General features: G+C 73.8%; 16 protein-coding genes. 7 read left to right on the top strand and 9 right to left on the bottom strand.

Translation table 11 applies throughout. The features are described 5' to 3' along the window. Positions 1 to 111: 111 nt before the first annotated feature. Positions 112 to 306, bottom strand: a complete 195-nt coding sequence (locus AB0M16_RS13780; RefSeq protein ID WP_365342248.1) for a hypothetical protein — start codon at positions 304 to 306, stop codon at positions 112 to 114. Positions 307 to 409: 103 nt separating this feature from the next. Between AB0M16_RS13780 and AB0M16_RS13775 the strand changes: the two genes are divergently transcribed. Then, on the top strand, positions 410 to 1,042 hold the full coding sequence (locus AB0M16_RS13775) for a response regulator transcription factor (protein ID WP_365342357.1): 633 nt from the start codon (positions 410 to 412) through the stop codon (positions 1,040 to 1,042). A gap of 10 nt (positions 1,043 to 1,052) precedes the next feature. On the opposite strand, the gene AB0M16_RS13770 is transcribed toward AB0M16_RS13775, so the two are convergent. The 3 genes from AB0M16_RS13770 to AB0M16_RS13760 all read right to left on the bottom strand — a co-directional run bounded on the left by AB0M16_RS13770 (position 1,053) and on the right by AB0M16_RS13760 (position 6,079). Continuing rightward, entirely contained in the window at positions 1,053 to 2,510 is a 1,458-nt protein-coding gene (locus AB0M16_RS13770; protein ID WP_365342355.1) for an MFS transporter, read from the bottom strand. A 101-nt stretch (positions 2,511 to 2,611) separates the two neighbouring features. Beyond that, positions 2,612 to 3,802 (bottom strand): lipid-transfer protein, encoded by a 1,191-nt coding sequence (locus AB0M16_RS13765; RefSeq protein WP_365342246.1) that lies wholly within the window; start codon positions 3,800 to 3,802, stop codon positions 2,612 to 2,614. Positions 3,803 to 3,910: 108 nt separating this feature from the next. Next, positions 3,911 to 6,079: an acyl-CoA dehydrogenase gene (locus AB0M16_RS13760; RefSeq protein ID WP_365342243.1), complete on the bottom strand. Its 2,169-nt coding sequence runs from the start codon at positions 6,077 to 6,079 to the stop codon at positions 3,911 to 3,913. Positions 6,080 to 6,298: 219 nt separating this feature from the next. On the opposite strand from AB0M16_RS13760, the gene AB0M16_RS13755 reads away from it, so the two are divergent. Beyond that, entirely contained in the window at positions 6,299 to 6,751 is a 453-nt protein-coding gene (locus AB0M16_RS13755) for a DUF4259 domain-containing protein (protein WP_365342241.1), read from the top strand. Here AB0M16_RS13755 and AB0M16_RS13750 read toward each other — a convergent pair. Both AB0M16_RS13750 and AB0M16_RS13745 read right to left on the bottom strand, forming a co-directional pair. Continuing rightward, the gene (locus AB0M16_RS13750; RefSeq protein ID WP_365342239.1) at positions 6,735 to 7,721 is read right to left on the bottom strand and encodes an alpha/beta hydrolase; all 987 of its coding nucleotides are present in this window, start codon (positions 7,719 to 7,721) and stop codon (positions 6,735 to 6,737) included. The two genes, AB0M16_RS13755 and AB0M16_RS13750, sit on opposite strands and share 17 nt — an antisense overlap. Next, the gene (locus AB0M16_RS13745; protein ID WP_365342237.1) at positions 7,718 to 8,149 is read right to left on the bottom strand and encodes a hypothetical protein; all 432 of its coding nucleotides are present in this window, start codon (positions 8,147 to 8,149) and stop codon (positions 7,718 to 7,720) included. The genes AB0M16_RS13750 and AB0M16_RS13745 overlap by 4 nt, the downstream gene beginning before the upstream one ends. A 369-nt stretch (positions 8,150 to 8,518) precedes the next feature. Between AB0M16_RS13745 and AB0M16_RS13740 the strand changes: the two genes are divergently transcribed. Then, positions 8,519 to 9,160: a class I SAM-dependent methyltransferase gene (locus AB0M16_RS13740; RefSeq protein ID WP_365342235.1), complete on the top strand. Its 642-nt coding sequence runs from the start codon at positions 8,519 to 8,521 to the stop codon at positions 9,158 to 9,160. Here AB0M16_RS13740 and AB0M16_RS13735 read toward each other — a convergent pair. After that, positions 9,157 to 9,930, bottom strand: coding sequence for an alpha/beta hydrolase (locus AB0M16_RS13735; RefSeq protein WP_365342233.1), 774 nt, complete (start codon positions 9,928 to 9,930; stop codon positions 9,157 to 9,159). The genes AB0M16_RS13740 and AB0M16_RS13735 overlap by 4 nt on opposite strands. Positions 9,931 to 10,101: 171 nt before the next feature. Here AB0M16_RS13735 and AB0M16_RS13730 point away from each other — a divergent pair, with 171 nt between their 5' ends. Beyond that, positions 10,102 to 10,641: a PadR family transcriptional regulator gene (locus AB0M16_RS13730; protein WP_365342230.1), complete on the top strand. Its 540-nt coding sequence runs from the start codon at positions 10,102 to 10,104 to the stop codon at positions 10,639 to 10,641. On the opposite strand, the gene AB0M16_RS13725 is transcribed toward AB0M16_RS13730, so the two are convergent. Beyond that, entirely contained in the window at positions 10,638 to 12,254 is a 1,617-nt protein-coding gene (locus tag AB0M16_RS13725; RefSeq protein WP_365342228.1) for a hypothetical protein, read from the bottom strand. The two genes, AB0M16_RS13730 and AB0M16_RS13725, sit on opposite strands and share 4 nt — an antisense overlap. Before the next feature lie 469 nt (positions 12,255 to 12,723). Between AB0M16_RS13725 and AB0M16_RS13720 the strand changes: the two genes are divergently transcribed. The 3 genes from AB0M16_RS13720 (at position 12,724) to AB0M16_RS13710 (ending at position 15,672) form a co-directional block, all read left to right on the top strand. After that, complete coding sequence (locus tag AB0M16_RS13720; RefSeq protein ID WP_365342226.1) at positions 12,724 to 13,581, top strand: N-acetylmuramoyl-L-alanine amidase; 858 nt, start codon at positions 12,724 to 12,726, stop codon at positions 13,579 to 13,581. A gap of 113 nt (positions 13,582 to 13,694) precedes the next feature. Next, positions 13,695 to 14,543: a hypothetical protein gene (locus AB0M16_RS13715; protein ID WP_365342224.1), complete on the top strand. Its 849-nt coding sequence runs from the start codon at positions 13,695 to 13,697 to the stop codon at positions 14,541 to 14,543. 118 nt (positions 14,544 to 14,661) lie between these two features. Beyond that, positions 14,662 to 15,672 carry an LLM class F420-dependent oxidoreductase gene (locus AB0M16_RS13710; protein ID WP_365342222.1) on the top strand — a complete coding sequence of 337 codons (1,011 nt, stop codon included), beginning with the start codon at positions 14,662 to 14,664 and terminating at the stop codon, positions 15,670 to 15,672. Between the two features lie 89 nt (positions 15,673 to 15,761). On the opposite strand, the gene AB0M16_RS13705 is transcribed toward AB0M16_RS13710, so the two are convergent. Then, positions 15,762 to 16,322, bottom strand: a complete 561-nt coding sequence (locus AB0M16_RS13705) for a hypothetical protein (RefSeq protein WP_365342220.1) — start codon at positions 16,320 to 16,322, stop codon at positions 15,762 to 15,764. Positions 16,323 to 16,635 lie beyond the last annotated feature (313 nt).

Genomic DNA, 16,635 nt, shown 5'->3' with positions numbered 1-16,635 from the left:
CCCCGAGGGCGGCTTCCGCGTGACGGCGGAAATCCCGGTGGAGGACCGCACGCGGACGGACGCCGTGCCGGAGCGGCGGACGCGATCCGAGCTGCTGCCTCCTCCTGCCTGCTAGCCGATCTCGGACACGGAGTCGTTGCCGCCGATGGTCACGGAGCTCCCGTCACCCCCCTTGCTGCCGTCGTGGAGCCCGAGCAGTCCGACGAGCCCGAGTCCGTCCTCGGCCGCGGCCGGCGCGGCGCCGGCCCCGGAGAGTGCGGCACCGGCGAGGAAGAAGATGGCGAGGGTGCGCTTGATGTCGTTCACGCCCACCCAACGACGGGCCCCCGCGGCGGGATGCGTCGAGGGGAAGCGGACATGCCAACGCGCGCCCCAACGCCCCCCGCCCTACGCTGATCCCGTGAACGAGATGCCGCGGGACCAGCGCCCCTCGAAGTCCGTCCGGGTCCTCCTCGCCGAGGACCAGGGCGTGATGCGGGGCGCGCTGGCGCTGCTCCTCGGGATGGAGCCGGACCTGGAGGTCGTCGCGCAGGTCGGCCGCGGCGACGAGATCGTGGGCACGGCCCTGACGGCCCGCCCCGACGTGGCCCTGCTGGACATCGAACTGCCGGGCCGCTCGGGCCTGGAGGCGGCGGCGGACCTGCGTGACGAGGTCCCCGACTGCCGGGTCCTGATCCTCACGACCTTCGGCCGCCCCGGCTACCTGCGCCGCGCGATGGAGGCCGGCGCGGCGGGCTTCCTGGTCAAGGACGGCCCGGTCGAGGAGCTGGCCGAGGCCATCCGCAAGGCCCTCCGCGGGGAGACGGTCATCGACCCGGCCCTCGCGGCCGCCGCCCTCAGCGCCGGCCCGAACCCCCTGACGGCCCGCGAACGCGACGCCCTGGGCGCCTCGGTGGACGGCGCGACGATCGCGGACATCGCGGCCACCCTCCACCTCTCGGAGTCGACGGTCCGCAACTACCTGTCCTCGGCCATCTGCAAGACGGGCACCCGGAACAGGATGGAGGCGGTCCGGGCGGCCCGCCGGCAGGGGTGGTTGTGAGCGGTCCCCGTCAGCCTTTCCGTGTCTGCCGACGCTCCCCCTTCGGCAGCCACACGGCCATCACCACCGCCGTCCCCACCAGCACGCATGCCGCTGTGCGGAAGGCCGCCGCGTAGCCGGAGGTCAGGGCCTCCGCGGAGGTGGCGCCGGCGGTGACCGTGGCGGCCACGGTGGAGAGGGTGGCCAGGCCCAAGGCGCCGCCCATGGTGCGTGAGGTGTTGATGAGGCCGGAGGCGAGGCCGGCTTCGGAAGGGGGTGCCTGGGTGGTGGCGAGGACGGCGAGGGGCGTGGAGGCCATGCCGATGCCGAACATCATCAAGATGCCCGGGAAGAGGATCGCGGTGAGGTAGGTGCCGTCGGGCGTCATCGTGGACTGCCCGGCGAAGCCCGCCGCCGCGACCAGGGCGCCCGCCACCGCGACCGCGCGGGGGCCGAGGACGGGGAGGAGTCGGGGGGCCAGCTTCGAGCCGGCGATGACGCTGGCCGAGCTGGGGATCAGGGCCAGGCCGGCCTGCAGCGGCGGGTAGCCCAGGACGTTCTGGGCGTACAGCGTCATGAAGAACCACATGCCGAAGGACGACGAACCGCACAGCAGCATCGTCACGTTCGCCGCCGACACCGCGCGCGTGCGGAAGATGCGCAGGGGCATCAGGGGGGCGGGCGTTCGGCGTTCGACCAGGACGAAGGCGGTCAGGAGGAGGGCGCCGGCGGCCAGCGGGATCAGGGTGGCCGGGGACGTCCAGCCCGACTCCTCGGTCTGCACGATGCCGTACGCCAGGGTCGCCAGGCCCCCCGTCACCAGGACCGCGCCCGGCAGGTCGAGGCGTCGGCCGCCCTCGACGCGGCTCTCGGTGAGCCACAGCAGGGCGGCCGCGAGGACCACGGCGCCGACGGGGACGTTGATGAGGAGGACCCAGCGCCAGGACAGGAGGTCCACCAGGGCTCCGCCGATGAAGCCGCCCGCCGCGCCGCCGGCCGCGCCGACCGCCGTCCAGGTGCCGACGGCCCGGCTGCGGGCCGGGCCGTCCGGGACCGTGGCGGTGACCAGCGTGAGGGTCGACGGGGACAGGACGGCCGCGCCGAGGCCCTGGACCGCGCGGGCCGCGAGCAGTTGCCAGCCCTCCTGCGCCAGGCCGCCGACCACCGAGGCCAGGGTGAAGAGGGTGAGGCCGGTCACGAACATGCGCTTGCGGCCGAAGAGGTCCGCCGCCCGTCCGCCCAGCAGCATGAAGCCCGCGAACGCGATCGAGTACACGCTGACCACCCACTGCAGGCCCGTCGCCGTGAGCCCCAGCTCCGTCCGCATCGACGGCAGTGCCACGTTCACGACGGACACGTCGAGGATGACGAGGAACTGGCCCGCACAGGCGACCAGGACCACCGGCCACACGCGGCCGGGGGTGGGTATGGAGGGGGCGGCGGGGTTGGTGGGGTCGGTGGGGTTCCGGGTGATCTCGGGGCGCGGCATGCGTGTCATGGTCGCAGACCTTGACCGACCCGTACATCACCGTGATCTGTACCTCGCCGACCCGTCCACCGCCGGGCGTTCCCCGGATCCGCGCGCCGCTCCTACCGCCTCCGCAGCATCGTCACCACCGCTGCCCCGCCGAGGCCGATGTTGTGCGCCAGGCCCACCCGGGCGCCCGTCACCTGGCGCGGGCCCGCCTCGCCGCGCAGCTGCCAGACCAGCTCGGCCGCCTGCGCGAGTCCCGTGGCGCCCAGCGGGTGGCCCTTCGAGATCAGGCCGCCGGAGGGGTTCACGACCCAGCGGCCGCCGTACGTGGTGGCGCCCGACTCCACGAGCTTGCCGGACGCGCCCTCCTCGCACATGCCCAGGGCCTCGTACGTCAGCAGCTCGTTGATGGAGAAGCAGTCGTGCAGTTCGATCACGTCGACGTCCTCGATGCCGAGGCCCGAGGTCTCGTACACCTGCCTCGCCGCCGCTCGCGACATCGGGCGGCCGACGACGTCGATGCAGGAGCCCGAGGCGAAGGACTCGTTCGTGTCCGTCGTCATGGCCTGGGCGGCGATCTCCACCGCCCGGTCCGCCAGGCCGTGTTCGGCGACGAAGCGCTCCGACACCACCACCGCGGCCGCCGCGCCGTCCGAGGTCGGGGAGCACTGGAGCTTGGTCAGCGGCCGGTGGATGGTCTTGGCCGCGAGGATCTCCTCGACCGTGTAGACGTCCTGGAACTGCGCGTTCGGGTTGCGGGACGAATGGCGGTGGTTCTTGGCCGCGACCGCCGCGAGCTGGACCTCCGTCGTGCCGTGGCGGTCCATGTGCTCCCGGGCCGCGTTGCCGAAGATCTGCGCGGTCGGCGGGGTCATCTCGAAGCCGTGGCCCGCCGCCATGATCCCGTAGTGGCGGGCGACGGGTGACGTCTTGAAGTCCCCGCCGTCCGAGCCGCCGCCCAGCGCGCCCCGCGCCATCTTCTCGAAGCCGAGCGCCAGGACGCAGTCCGCGATGCCGCCCGCCACGAACTGCCGCGCCATCATCAGCGCCGTCGACGCGGTCGCGCAGTTGTTGTTGACGTTGTAGACGGGAACGCCGGTCAGGCCCAGCTCGTACGCGGCGCGCTGGCCGGCCGTCGAGGGCTGGAAGCAGTAGCCGACCGGGACCTGTTCGACCAGGCCGTACGGGATGCCGGCGTCGGCCAGGGCGGCGGTGCCGGCCTCCTTCGCCATGTCCCAGTACTGCCAGTCCCGGGTCTCCGGCTTCTCGAACTTCGTCATGCCGACGCCGACGATGTAGCTCTTCACGGCAGGGCCTCTCCGTCTCTGGTCAGTCCGGTCGGTCACCGGTCGGTCACCGGTCGGTCACCGGTCGGTCACCGGTCGCTCTCCGGTCGCTCTCCGGTCGCTCTCCGGTCAATCCCTCGGGAGGCCGAGCAGGCGCTCGGCCACCACGTTCAGCTGTACCTGGGTCGTTCCGCCCGCGATCGTCAGGCAGCGCGACATCAGCAGTCCGTGCACGGCCCGGCGCCCCGGCCCCTCCCCCACCGCGCCCGCCGGGCCGAGGAGTTCGAGGGCGAGCTCGGCGACCTTCTGCTGGTGCAGGGTCTGGACGAGCTTGCGGACGCTCGCACCCGGGCCCGGTTCGAGTCCGGACACCTGGAGGAGGGTGGTCCGCAGGCCGATGCAGGCGAGGGCGTGCGCCTCCGCGAGGAGGGCGCCGATCCGGACGCGTACGGAGCTGTCGGCCGTCACGGCGGCGTCGATGAGCGCTTCGAGGCCGGTGTCGAAGGCGACCTGGTCGGCCATGTGGACGCGTTCGTTGCCCAGGGTGTTGCGGGCGACCCGCCAACCGTCGTCCACGTCGCCGACGACCGCGTCGGCGGGCAGGACGGCGTCGTCGAACCACACCTCGTTGAAGAGGGACTCCCCGGTGATCTCCTTGAGCGGGCGGATGTCGATGCCGGGGGTGTTCTTCATGTCGACGACGAAGTAGGTGAGGCCGCGATGCTTGGGCGCGTCGGGGTCCGTGCGAGCGAGCAGGATGCCGTGGTCGGCCCATTGGGCGGCGCTCGTCCACACCTTCTGGCCGTTGATCCGCCAGCCCGTTCCGTCGTCCGTCCGCTCGGCCCGCGTGCGGAGCGAGGCCAGGTCCGAGCCGGCCTCGGGCTCGGAGAAGAGCTGGCACCACTGCTGTTCGCCGCGCAGGGTGGGGCCGAGGTGGCGCTCCCGCTGCTCCGGGGTCCCGTACGCGAGGAGGGAGGGGATCACCCAGGTGGCGATGGACAGCGGACTGAGCACGATGCCCAGTGCCTGCATCTCCCGCTGCACGGCGAGCTGTTGCACCGGCCCGGCACCGAGTCCGTACGGCTCCGGGAGGTGCGGCGCGGCGTAGCCGGTGCCGGCGAGCGCGCGACGGGCGGCGGACGGGTCGAGGCCGGCGGCGGGAGCGAGTGCCTCGCGGGCTGCCGCGCGGAACTCCGCCGCTTCCTCGGGCAGTTCGAGGTGCAGTTCGCGACGGGTGCCGCCGGCGGCGTGGCGTACGGCGGTGGCGCGGTGGGTGTCGCCGGTGCCGAGGAGCTGGCGGGCGACGAGGGCGCGGCGCAGGTGGAGGTGGGCGTCGTGCTCCCAGGTGAAGCCGATGCCGCCGAGGATCTGGATGCAGTCCTTGGCGCAGCCGTAGGCGGTGTCCAGGGCGGTCGCGGCGGCGAGGGCGGCGGTCAGCGCCCGTACGTCGGGGGTGGCCTCGCGGGCGGCGCGCGCCGCGTCCCAGGTGAGGGCGCGGGCCTGTTCGAGGCGGACGAGCATGTCGGCGCACAGGTGTTTGACGCCCTGGAACTGACCGATGGGCTTGCCGAACTGCACGCGGGTGCGGGCGTGTTCAGCGGCGACCTCGACGGCGCGGGCGGCGGTGCCGCAGGCGTCGGCGGCGAGGAGGACGGCGGCGAGGTCGCGGACGAGGACGGAGTTGAGGGCGTCCAGGTGGCGCCCGGCGGGCACGAGGACGTCGGCGGCGGTGACCTCGGCGGTCGGCCGGGTGGGGTCGGCGCTGTCGTGCGGGCGCACGGCGAGGGTGTCGGCGTCCACCGCGAGCCAGACGGTGCCGTCGGCGGTGGCGGCGGCGAGGACCAGCAGCTCGGCCCCGGCGCCGCCGAGGACGGGTGGGGCGGCGCCGTCGAGCACGTACCCCCCGTCGGTGCGGAGCGCGGTCAGCGTGCCCGGGCCGAGCGCGACGGCCGCGATCCGCTCGCCCGCGGCGACGGCGGCGGCCTCCTCGCCCCGCCCCGCGCGGTGCAGCAGCTCGGCGGCGAGCACGCTCGGCAGGTAGGGCCCGGGCAGCAGCGCCCGCCCGGCCTCCTCCAGGACGACGGCCAGGTCGACGAGGTCGCCGCCCCCGCCGCCGCACTCCTCCGGCAGATGGATCCCGAGCAGGCCCTGCCGGGCGGCCCCGTCCCAGTGGGCCGGGCGGCCGGCGTCCGGTGCGTCGAGCAGCTTCCGTACGGCTTCCGGCGGTACGGCGCGGGTGAGCCAGCCGCGGACGGATCGGGCGAGCTCCCGCTGTTCGTGCGTGATGGCGATGCCCATGGCACGGCAGACTAGAACACGTTCCAATCTGACGGAAGGTCAGAAGCGTTGCGGATGCGGACGCGGATTCTTCGGCCGGCCTCACGGACGCCGCGTTCCGGACCTCCGGGGCCGCAGCCCTCGCCTTCTCCGGGCCGCGACGGAGGCCGTTGTCAGTGGCTCCTGACACGATGCCGGAAAGGGTGAACGCCCGAGAGCCAGTCAGGAAGCGAGCACACCATGGGCACCTGGGACATCGGCCCCTTCGACAACGACGCCGCCGCCGACTTCACGTACGCGGTCGACGAGGCTCAGGGGGACAGGAAGGCGGAGGTGCTGCTGGCGGCGTTCCGCGAGGTGACCGAGACCGGCGAGGACTTCCTCGACTCGGACTTCGCGGCCAAGGCCGTCGCGGCGGCGGCCCTCGTCGCCGCGCAGTGCCCCGGCGGCGACCCGGTCACCACCTCGTACGGCCCGGACGAGGCCGTACCGCCGCTCCCGGTCGAGCTCCGGCCGGCGGCCGTCGCCGCCCTCGACCGGGTGCTCGGCCCGGACTCCGAACTCCTTGAGCTGTGGGAGGAGTCGGACGGCACCGAGTGGAAGGCGGGGGTGCAGCGGCTGCGGGCGGTCCTGGCGGGACCGGCTGGAGCGACGGAGCCGGGCGGACCTGCGGTGGCTAGTCGGCCGGAGTGAGCAGCAGGCGGCGGAGCCACCGGGTGCGGGCGGCGCGGGCGTCCCGGGTGACGGCCGCGTGGCGGGCCAGGCCGTCGAAGCCGTGGCAGGCTCCGGGCCAGACATGGAGTTCGGCCCGGCCGCCGGCCCGCCAGAGGGCGTTCGCGTAGGCCACGCCCTCGTCCCGGAACATCTCGGCCGACCCGACCTCGAGGTAGGCCGGGGGCAGCCCGGACAGGTCGGTGGCGCGGGCGGGGGCCGCGTACGGCGGCAGGTCGGCCGATCCGTGCCGCTCCCCGAGGTACGCCCGCCAGGCGGTCTCGTGCGAGGTGAGGTCCCACACGTCGACGCCCGACATCTGACGGGCGGAGTACGTGTCGCAGCGGTCGTCGAGCATCGGGGAGAGGAGTAGTTGCCCCAGCACGCCGGGGCCGCCGCGGTCCCGGGCCAGCAGGGCGAGGGCCGCGGCGAGCCCGCCGCCGGCGCTCTTGCCGCCGATCACGACACGGTCGGGGTCGACGCGGAGTTCGGCCGCGTGACCGGCCGCCCAGGCGAGCCCGGCGTAGCAGTCCTCCAGCGGTTCCGGGTAGCGCGCCCGGGGCGCGAGCCGGTACTCGACGGAGAGGACGGCGAGGCCCAGCGGCTCGGCCCACTCACGCAGCACCGTCGGCAGGACGGACCACGCGTTCCCCATGACCATCGCGCCGCCGTGCAGGTAGTACAGCAGCGGCAGGGGCTCCTCGACCCCGGCCGGCCGCGCGCTCACCAGCGTCAGGTCCGGCCCGCCCGGCGGCCCCGGCACCCGCAGCCCGGCCACCTCGAACCGGCCGCCGTCCCGCAGCACGTCGACCGAGGGCCGGGGCCGGGAAGCGGCGTCCCGCCGCTGCCGCTCCGCCAGGTTCTCCGGCGTCATGGGCTCCCTGCCGGCGCGCTCCGAGCCGGCGAGGACCGCCGCCACCTCGGGGTCGAACGGGGTCGGCGGCCCACTCATCGGGCCACCCGACGCGCGCCCCGTGCGCGCACTCCGAGGACCACGGCCGCGGCCGTCGCCACGACCGCGGTGACCGCGAGCACGAGGAGCGTCGGATTGAGCCAGGCCGGGACGACCTCGACGCCGTCGCACACCAGGCTGACGGGCAGCGCACCGGAGGAGTCGGGCGAGGCCTTCACCCCGGCGTTGAACCAGCACGCGTCCTCGGGGAAGAGGAAGGGGAGGTACGACAGCCCGTAGAGGTGCACCGCGCCGCCCGCGGCGAGCGCGAGCACGGCGGTCCAGGCGGCGAGTCCGGCGGGTGAGGGCGCGGTACGGACCGGCCGGTGCCGGTCACCCCTGCGGCGCCGCACCCATCCGACGACGGCGATCCCCGCCCAGGCCGGCAGGGCCACGGCGAGGACGACCATCCCGACGAGCGTGGCCACGGCGCTCAGCGCCCGGTGCGGCCCTCGGCCGCGGCCGTCCCGAAGGCCGCGAAGGCGGCCGGGCGGGGGGACGTACGCCACCGCGAGACCTGGCTGCTGCCCAAACCGTTCCTCCGTCACGCGGGTGATCAGCGCCGCCGAGTCCTCTCGGGAGAGGGTCGCGGCCTGCGGTCGAGCGTAACTGACGGTGCGTTTCCCGATCTCTTGCGGACGGGCGGCGACATGACCGCCGCGCGCGGATACCGGCACGGGGAAGACCGACCGCTGGGGGCGCGGAGAGCGCCGACGGGAAGACGGTGTGGTTCGCGTGCGACGCGTAGGGCACGATGGGCGCCCGTACACCCGTACCAGCCAGTAGGAGATCCGCCCATGGCCGCCGTCGAGCCCACTCCCGAGATCCTTGCCGCCTTCGAGGCCGCGAAGGGATTCATGCCGGTGAAGGAAGGGCTCGCACTGTACGAGGCCGCCGCCGGGGCCGCGGAGCTCGGGCTGCCGCTGCTGGAGGTCGGTACGTACTGCGGGCGCTCGACGATCCTGCTCGCGGATGTGGCCCGCGCGGCCGGGACGGTCGCCGTCACCGTGGACCACCACCGGGGCAGCGAGGAGCAGCAGCCGGGGTGGGAGTACCACGACCCGACCGTGGTCGACCCTGAGGTCGGTGTCATGGACACCCTGCCGACGTTCCGGCGCACCCTCCGCAAGGCCGGTCTGGAAGACCACGTGATCGCGGTCGTCGGACGGTCCCCGCAGGTCGCGAAGGTGTGGGCCGGGCAGCTCGGCTTCGTGTTCATCGACGGCGGGCACACCGACGAGCACGCCACCAACGACTACGAGGGCTGGGCCCTCAAGGTCGCTCCCGGGGGCGTCCTCGTCATCCACGACGTCTTCCCGAACCCGGAGGACGGCGGCCAGGCCCCGTACCGCATCTACCGGCGCGCCCTGGAGTCCGGCGACTTCGAGGAGATCTCCGTCACCGACTCGATGCGGGTGCTGCGCCGCACGGCCGCCTAGGCGGGCGCCGTCCCCGTGCCCGCGACCGCGCGCGTGAAGGCGTCGGGGTCGTCGAACATGATGTTGTGCCCGGCGCCGGGGACGTTCACCACCTCCACGCCGGCGGCCCTGAGGCCGTCGGCTCCGGGCAGTTCGCCGCTCAGCTCGCCCTGGAGGTAGACGCGCTCGACGCGCGTGTTCCGGATCAGCAGTTCCCGCATGGCGGGTTCGGTGCCCCGGACCAGGTGGGTGGCCGTACGGTGCAGCGCCAGCGGGTCCGCGAGGCGCATGGTCGCCGCCCAGGTGGGCCCGACGCGCTCCAGCACCCGGGCGAAACCGTCGCCCCGGACGAACTCGTCCTCCGTGTACGAGGCGATGCCCCTGCTGCCCGCCCCGGGATGCGGGAACGGGTCGAGGTTGGCCTCGGTGACGACCAGGCGGGACACGAGGTCGGGCCTGCGGTCCGCGAGGACGATGACCACCGCGCCACCCATGCTGTGCCCCGCGAGGACGCCTCCGCGCACTCCCGACGCGTCGAGCACGGCGGCCAGCGCGTCCGCGTGGTCCTCCAGGGTGTAGCCGAAGTCCGCGGGCCGGTCGCTGATGCCGTGGCCCGGCAGGTCCACGAAGAGGACCCGGCGGCCCGCCAGCTCGGGGCGGGCGGCGATGTGGGCGTGGTAGACGGTCGAGGCGGCGCCCAGGCCGTGCACGAACACCGTCGCCGGCCCGTCTCCGGGCGCCTCGGTCCACCGGACCACGCTGCCCCGCGCGTCGATTCGTGCCTCACGCACCGCCCACTCCCCCGTCCGCCCCCGTGGGGCCGTTCGCCGGCCGCGCACGCGGCCGCCCGGACCCCGCGCATCCGCGCTCGGGGCCACCGACACCCCGACCATACATCGACAACGTAGTACTACGTCAACGAGGTACTACGAGAGGCATGGCTGATGCGGGAGAATGTCCCCGTGCTGGAACTGTCGATCCTCGGATTCCTCTACGAAGCCCCGCTGCACGGCTACGAGCTGCGCAAGCGCATCACCGCCCTCACCGGCCACGTGCGCCCGGTCGGCGAGTCCACTCTGTACCCCGCGATCAAGCGGCTGGAGAAGGCCGGCCTCCTCGTGCGCGAGACCCAGCAGGGGCCGGCCGCCGCGCCCCGGCACGTCCTCAGCCTCACCGCCGCCGGCAGGCTGGAACTGCGCCGGCGGCTCGCCGAGCCCGAGGGCACGGACATCACGGACGAGAACCGCTGGTTCGCCCTGCTGACCTTCCTGCGCCACCTCGACGACCCGGCCGCTCAGGCCGGGGTGCTGCGGCGCAGGCTGCAGTTCCTGGAGGAGCCCGCGAGCTTCTTCTACGACGGCGACCGGCCGCTGCGCGCCGAGGAGTTGGACGACCCCTTCCGGCGCGGCGTGCTGACCGTGGCCCGGGCCACCACCGAGGCGGAGCTGGCGTGGCTCCGGGCCACCCTCGCCGAACTGGAGCGTGCTTCCGACGCCCCCTAGAACCCCGAGGTCACGTAGAGGCAGTTGGTGTAGCTGTAGCCGGACTCGATCTTGGCCGTACTCGGCTTCTTCATGCCCGCCGAGGAGCCCGTCCCGTCCCGCTTCTGCAGCATCTGGTAGTTGCCCGGGGGCAGTGCCAGGGTCCGCTTCGGGTACTTCGACGACGGGCCGGAACAGGGCTTGGGGCCGCCGCCCTTGGGGATGATGAGCGTCGAGTACGTCCGGCAGCCGGCGCAGGCCGGGATCGTGATGCGGCCGGTCACCGGGCCCGTGTAGAGGAGTTCGACCTCGCCCGGGCCGTCGTTGCTGACGACCATGACCATGCCGGATCCGTTCGCCGTGGCACCCGAGGGAACCCTGTTGCCGGCGGCCGGGCTCTCCTGGGCGATCTCGGCGGCGATGGCGACGTTGCGGGCCTGCGCGGTCTGCGGGCTCGACGGATACGCCTTGACGTAGTCGTCCATCGTCGAGACGGCCTCGCTGTACTCCTTCTTCTTGAAGTGGTCGATCCCGCAGGCGAAGTCGCCCCGCTGGATCGCGCGCTTCGTGTCCGCCCCGAGGGGCGCGAAGGTCGCGTTCGGCAGCAGACCCACCGTCGTGTCGAAGCGGCGCAGCTCGGCGATCCCGTCACAGGGCGCGGTGGCCAGCGCCTTGTCGCGGGTGCGCAGGCCCTCGCGGAGCGTCGGCTCGACCTTCTGCGTGAACGGTGACTGCGGGAAGGTGCTGAGCAGGGCGTTCAGGTGGTCGCCCGACGAGGTCTCCTGGCCGGCCGAGCCGATCGTCTTCGTCCCGCACTCGAACAACGACTCGGCGAGCGGTTCGTCGGCCTTGCCGACGAGGCTGCCCAGCAGCTCGCGGTCGACGGCGTCGGGCAGTGCCCGCAGGTGCTCGAGGGCGGGGACGGCGGAGCAGTAGTCCTTCTTGTCGTACGGCGCCGCGACGGTCCTGTAGTACGTGGCCAGCCGGTCCGGCACCTGCTTGCCCGCCCGCGAGCCGGCGTGCTTCGTGCCGAGGTCCTGGTAGGTGGCGAGGGCCCGCTCGTAGGTCGACTCGACGCTCGTGAAGGACTGGCCCTCGCTCTGCTTCACCTGGGCGTCGGCGGCGGCCAGCCGGTCGAGGAGCAACCGTTCGACGGCCTCGTCGCGCGCCGCGCCGTAGGCGAAGGTGCCGCCGCCGGGGACGACGAGCAGCAGCGCGAGCGCGGCGGGCAGCACCAGGCCGCGCCGGCCCGGCAGGGCGAGGGTCTCGGGTGCGGCGCGCAGACCGCGCCGCGCGCCGTCGGCCGCGACGGCGAGCAGGAAGAGGCCGTAGGCGAGGAGCGCCCAGAGCGGGACGCCGTCCGGGTCGGCGGGCAGCGCGACGACGAGCAGCGCCACGGTGGCGACCCAGCAGACGGCCGCGGACTTCCCGTGCTTGAGCAGGACGTAGCCCAGTCCCAGGCAGGACAGGTTCAGGAGGCCTACGGCGGCGGCCTGTGCCGGGTTCGCCGGTCCGGGCGGCGGCGCGGGTGCGGGTACGGGTCCGGGCGGCGGCGGTCCGAATCCCTGCGCGCCCGCGAATCCTTGGGATCCTTGGGCGGGCCCGAATCCGGGCGCGGGTCCGAATCCCGGCACCGGATCGGGCGCGGGTGCGGGGCCGGTCGGCACCGCGTCGTGGACGGGCGGGTGCGCGGGCGGCGGAGGCGGGCCGGCTGGAGTCGGCTCCCCGGGCGGCCGCCCCGGGGAAACGGGAACCTCGGCCGTCGGGCCCGCGGGCGCCGGACCTCCGGGCGCCGGACCTCCGGGCGTCGGTGCCTGCGCGTCTCCCCCCGCCGTACCCGACCCGGGCATGGCAGACCCCGCCGTACCCGACCCGGGCGGGCCGGATCCCTGCGTACCGCTCCCCTGCGCCCCGGGGCCGGTCCACTCCCAAGGCGATGGATTGCGTGGATCGTTGGTGCGATTCTCGTGTTCCCCCGACACCGATCCCCCTCTGGTCGTCGCGACGGTGCCTCCGACTTACCCTTCACCGTCCCCTCACACACGTTCCGCGTTCACGGCTCCGCTGCGCGCATTCGCGCCGCGGAACGCCTACAGTCGCGGGGTGCCGTACGCCCACCGGAAGCTCCTCGCCGCCCTCGCCCTGCCGCTCGCCCTGACGGGCTGCGCCGGTGAGGCGGTCCCCCAGTCCTCCCGTACCGCGGACGCCAAGGCCACCGCCTCGAACGCCCTCCCGAGCCCGGCCGCGACGACCGGCGCGAGCCCGAGCGCCGTACGCACCGGCGGGCTGCCGCTCGCCGGGCGGACGATCGTCATCGACCCCGGGCACAATCCGGGTAATTTCCGGCATTCAACGGAAATCAACAAGAAGGTCGATATCGGAACGAACCGCAAGGAGTGCGACACCACCGGCACCTCCACGAACGCGGGCTACACCGAGGCGGCCTTCACCCTCGATGTTTCACACCGCCTTCGCGATCTCCTCAAGAAGCAGGGCGCGAAGGTGGTGCTCGTCCACGACGCCGAGCGCCCCTACGGGCCGTGCATCGACGAGCGGGCCCGGATCGGCAACGGCGCGAGGGCCGACGCCGTCGTGTCCGTGCACGCGGACGGCTCGGCGGCCGGGAACCGGGGCTTCCACGTCATCCTGCCGGCGCGGGTGAGCGGCGGCTCCGCCGACACCGCGAAGATCATGGGCCCCTCCCGTACCCTCGGCGAGAAACTCGTCACACAGTTCGCCCGCGCGACCGGCTCAAAACCCGCCAACTACATCGGATCCGGCACCGGGTTGGACGTGCGTGACGATCTCGGGGGACTCAATCTCTCAACCGTCCCCAAGGTGTTCCTCGAATGCGGCAATATGCGTGATCCGAAGGACGCCGCGCTCCTGACCGACGCCACGTGGCGCCAGAAGGCGGCACAGGGGATCGCGAACGGCATCGGCGCCTACCTCAAGGGGTAGGCAAGGGGTCGGACCGAGCGGCGATCGGGCGAACGATAGATTCGCTCCGTACGATGGGGCCGCCCCCGTGCTTCGCGCCACCCCGACGAGACGACCCGACGAAGGACTCTTACGTGAATATCCGCTCCCTCACCCGAGGCGATGGCGTGCTGATCGGCGCGGCGGTGGTGCTGTTCATCGCCTCGTTCCTCGGCATCTCCGGCTGCGACGCGCCGGCCAACATCTGTGACCAGGTCGACTCGGCGTACTCGTGGGAGATGTCGCCGCTCGGCTGGGGGTCCTTCTTCCTGGGCATCGCCGGCGCCGCGCTCGTGGTCGCCTCGCGCGCGCTGCCCCAGCCGCGCAAGGTCGTCGGCCTCGACCTCGGCCAGGTGGGCGCCGCGTTCGCCATCGCCTCCGCCTGGACCCTGCTGATGTGGGTCTTCGAGGCGGCGAACGCCGGCGCCGGTCTGATCCTCGGCCTCATCGCCGCGCTGGTCCTGGCCGCCGCCGCGGTGGCCGGCCCGCTGGTCCCGGCCCTGCAGGGCCCGCTCCTCGGGGCCCCGAAGCCGCAGACCCCGCAGCCGTACGGCATGCAGCCGGGCCAGCCGGGCGTCCCCGGCGGTTACGGCTACCCGGGCGCCCAGCAGCAGCCGTACGGCGCCCAGCCCGACCCGTCGCTCGGCGGCCAGCCCTACGGCGGCCAGCCGCAGCAGGCCCAGCAGCCGCACGCCCCGCACGACGCCCAGCCGCAGACCGCGCAGGCCGCCCCGGCGCCGGCCGGGGACTTCACTCCGTTCTGGTTCGCCGTTCCGGTGGCCCGCCCGCTGTACGGCGAGGACGGCTCCGCCGCGCCGATCGCCGAGCTGGCGCCCGGCACCTGGTACCTGGCGGTCGAGCAGCGGGGTCAGGCCCTGGTCGCGCAGACCCAGGACGGCCGCCGCGGTGTCCTCCAGGACACCACCGGCATCCAGCGCGGCTGATCCGCAGGACGCGCGCTCTTCCCGACGGCCCCCCGCCCGGATCCCTTCCGGGCGGGGGGCCGTTGCCGTACAGTCCCAGCCTGTCGTAACTGACATCTCGTCAGAAAGGCTGCACGGCATGCGACTCGGACTCGCCCTCGGCTACTGGGGCCGCGGCCCCTCCCCCGCCCACCTCGACCTCGCCCGCGAGGCCGAGCGGCTCGGCTACCACTCCGTGTGGACCGCCGAGGCCTGGGGCTCCGACGCCTTCACCGCGCTCACCTGGATCGCCGCCCACACCTCCCGGATCCGGCTCGGCACGGGCGTCGCGCAGATGGCGGCCCGCACGCCGACCGCCACCGCCATGCACGCGCTCACCCTCGACCACCTCTCCGGCGGCCGGATGATGCTCGGGCTCGGGCTGTCCGGGCCGCAGGTCGTCGAGGGCTGGTACGGGCGCCCGTTCCCGCGCTCGCCCCTCACGGCGACCCGCGAGTACGTGGACGTGATCCGGCAGGTGCTGCGCCGCGAGGGGCCGGTCGCGCTCGACGGGCGCTACCACCCCCACCCGTACACCGGCCCCGACGGCACCGGCCTCGGCAGACCGCTGAAGCCGATCACCCACCCGCTGCGCGCCGATCTGCCCCTCCTCCTCGGCGCCGAGGGCCCCAAGAACATCGCGCAGACCCTCCGCATCGCCGACGGCTGGCTGCCGCTCTACTGGTCGCCGACCCGCTGGGCCGAGGTCTACGCCCTCCCCGACGCCCTGCCCGAGGGCTTCCTGGTCGCGCCGATGGTCCGCGCCCAGGTGTGCGACGACGTCGCCGCGGGGCTGCTGCCCGTCAAGGCGATGCTCGGCTTCTACATCGGCGGCATGGGGCACGCGGCCCGCAACTTCCACGCCGACCTCATGGCACGCATGGGCTACGAGTCCGAGGCCCGGCACATCCAGGAGCTGTTCGCCGCCGGGCGGCGCGAGGAGGCGGTGCTCGCCGTGCCGGACGCGTTCGCCGACGAGATCTCCCTCGTCGGGCCGAGGGAGCGGATCGCCGAACGCCTGACGGAATGGCGGAAGGGCCCCGTGACGGACCTCCTGGTCACCGCACCGGACCCCGCCACGCTCCGTACGCTCGCGGAGCTCGTCGCCTGACGACGGCGATCGGCCGCCGCGACGGTCGGCCTTCGTAGCGATCGGCCGCCGCCGCGATCGGCTCTCGCGGCATCAGCCCGCGCGGCGGGTCAGCCGCCGCCGAGCTGCGCCGCGCTCGGCACCTTGTCGACGACCTCGGCGCCCGCGCTCTTCCCCGCGTCCTTGATGCCGGTGATCACGTTCTCGAAGGCCCCGACGTCGCCGGCGGTCGCCTCGCCCTTGCGGAGCTTCGTCCCGAGCTCCTTCAAAGACTCGATGCCCGCCGTGAGCGGCGCCACCGCCTTGGAGAGCAACGGATCGCCCTTGGCGTTGTTCACGGCCGCCTTGAGCCGGTTGTAGGTGAAGGCACCCGCGAGGCCCGCCTTGACCAGAGCGAAGGTCCGCCCGTCCGCGCCCTTCTTGAACTTGCCCTCGCGGTACGGCTTGATGATCCACTGGTACGTGGCGCCCGCCGCCAGCCCCGCGTTGGCGACGAACCGGGTCTTGGCCAGCTTCTGCCGCTCGAAGCTCGCCGAGGCCGTCGGGGTGCTGTCCGAGCTCGTCGTCATGCTCTGCGAGCTGTCGCCGCCGCAGGCCGCGGTCGTCACGAGCAGCGCGCCGGAGAGGAACAGGGCGACGACGGCGCGACGCGCGCGTACGAGGCTGGGCACGGTGGGACCTCCCTGGAGCCCCGGAGACTGCTCCGGGGACGGTGGCGCCAGCCTCGCCCGGGGCGCGGGAGTGCGCCAGCGCAGTGAGTCCGTACGGGTTCCACCGTCCCTCGTTCCCGTCATCTCCGCAGGTCAGAGCCGTGGGACGTCCCACGGCGTCCCTGGGACGCCGACGCCCCTGGCCTCCGCTGGGGACGCGTCCGACAGTGGATCACCGGCCCGGGACGGATCCGGGCGCGGGAGGTTCGAAGAGCGATGGTCAGAGGCCGTGTGTGTACTGGTGGCGGTCGGTGTCAGTGGTTCTACGGGAGGC

This window comes from Streptomyces sp. NPDC051921 (assembly GCF_040680975.1).
Taxonomy (GTDB): Bacteria; Actinomycetota; Actinomycetes; order Streptomycetales; family Streptomycetaceae; genus Streptomyces.
This window is presented reverse-complemented; position numbering and strand designations above follow the sequence as displayed.

Coding starts and splice junctions, on each gene's coding strand:
- AB0M16_RS13775 (WP_365342357.1), top strand. CDS start 410: ATGCCGCGGGACCAGCGCCCCTCGAAGTCCGTCCGGGTCCTCCTCGCC.
- AB0M16_RS13770 (WP_365342355.1), bottom strand. CDS start 2,510: ATGCCGCGCCCCGAGATCACCCGGAACCCCACCGACCCCACCAACCCC.
- AB0M16_RS13760 (WP_365342243.1), bottom strand. CDS start 6,079: ATGGGCATCGCCATCACGCACGAACAGCGGGAGCTCGCCCGATCCGTC.
- AB0M16_RS13755 (WP_365342241.1), top strand. CDS start 6,299: ATGGGCACCTGGGACATCGGCCCCTTCGACAACGACGCCGCCGCCGAC.
- AB0M16_RS13750 (WP_365342239.1), bottom strand. CDS start 7,721: ATGAGTGGGCCGCCGACCCCGTTCGACCCCGAGGTGGCGGCGGTCCTC.
- AB0M16_RS13740 (WP_365342235.1), top strand. CDS start 8,519: ATGGCCGCCGTCGAGCCCACTCCCGAGATCCTTGCCGCCTTCGAGGCC.
- AB0M16_RS13710 (WP_365342222.1), top strand. CDS start 14,662: ATGCGACTCGGACTCGCCCTCGGCTACTGGGGCCGCGGCCCCTCCCCC.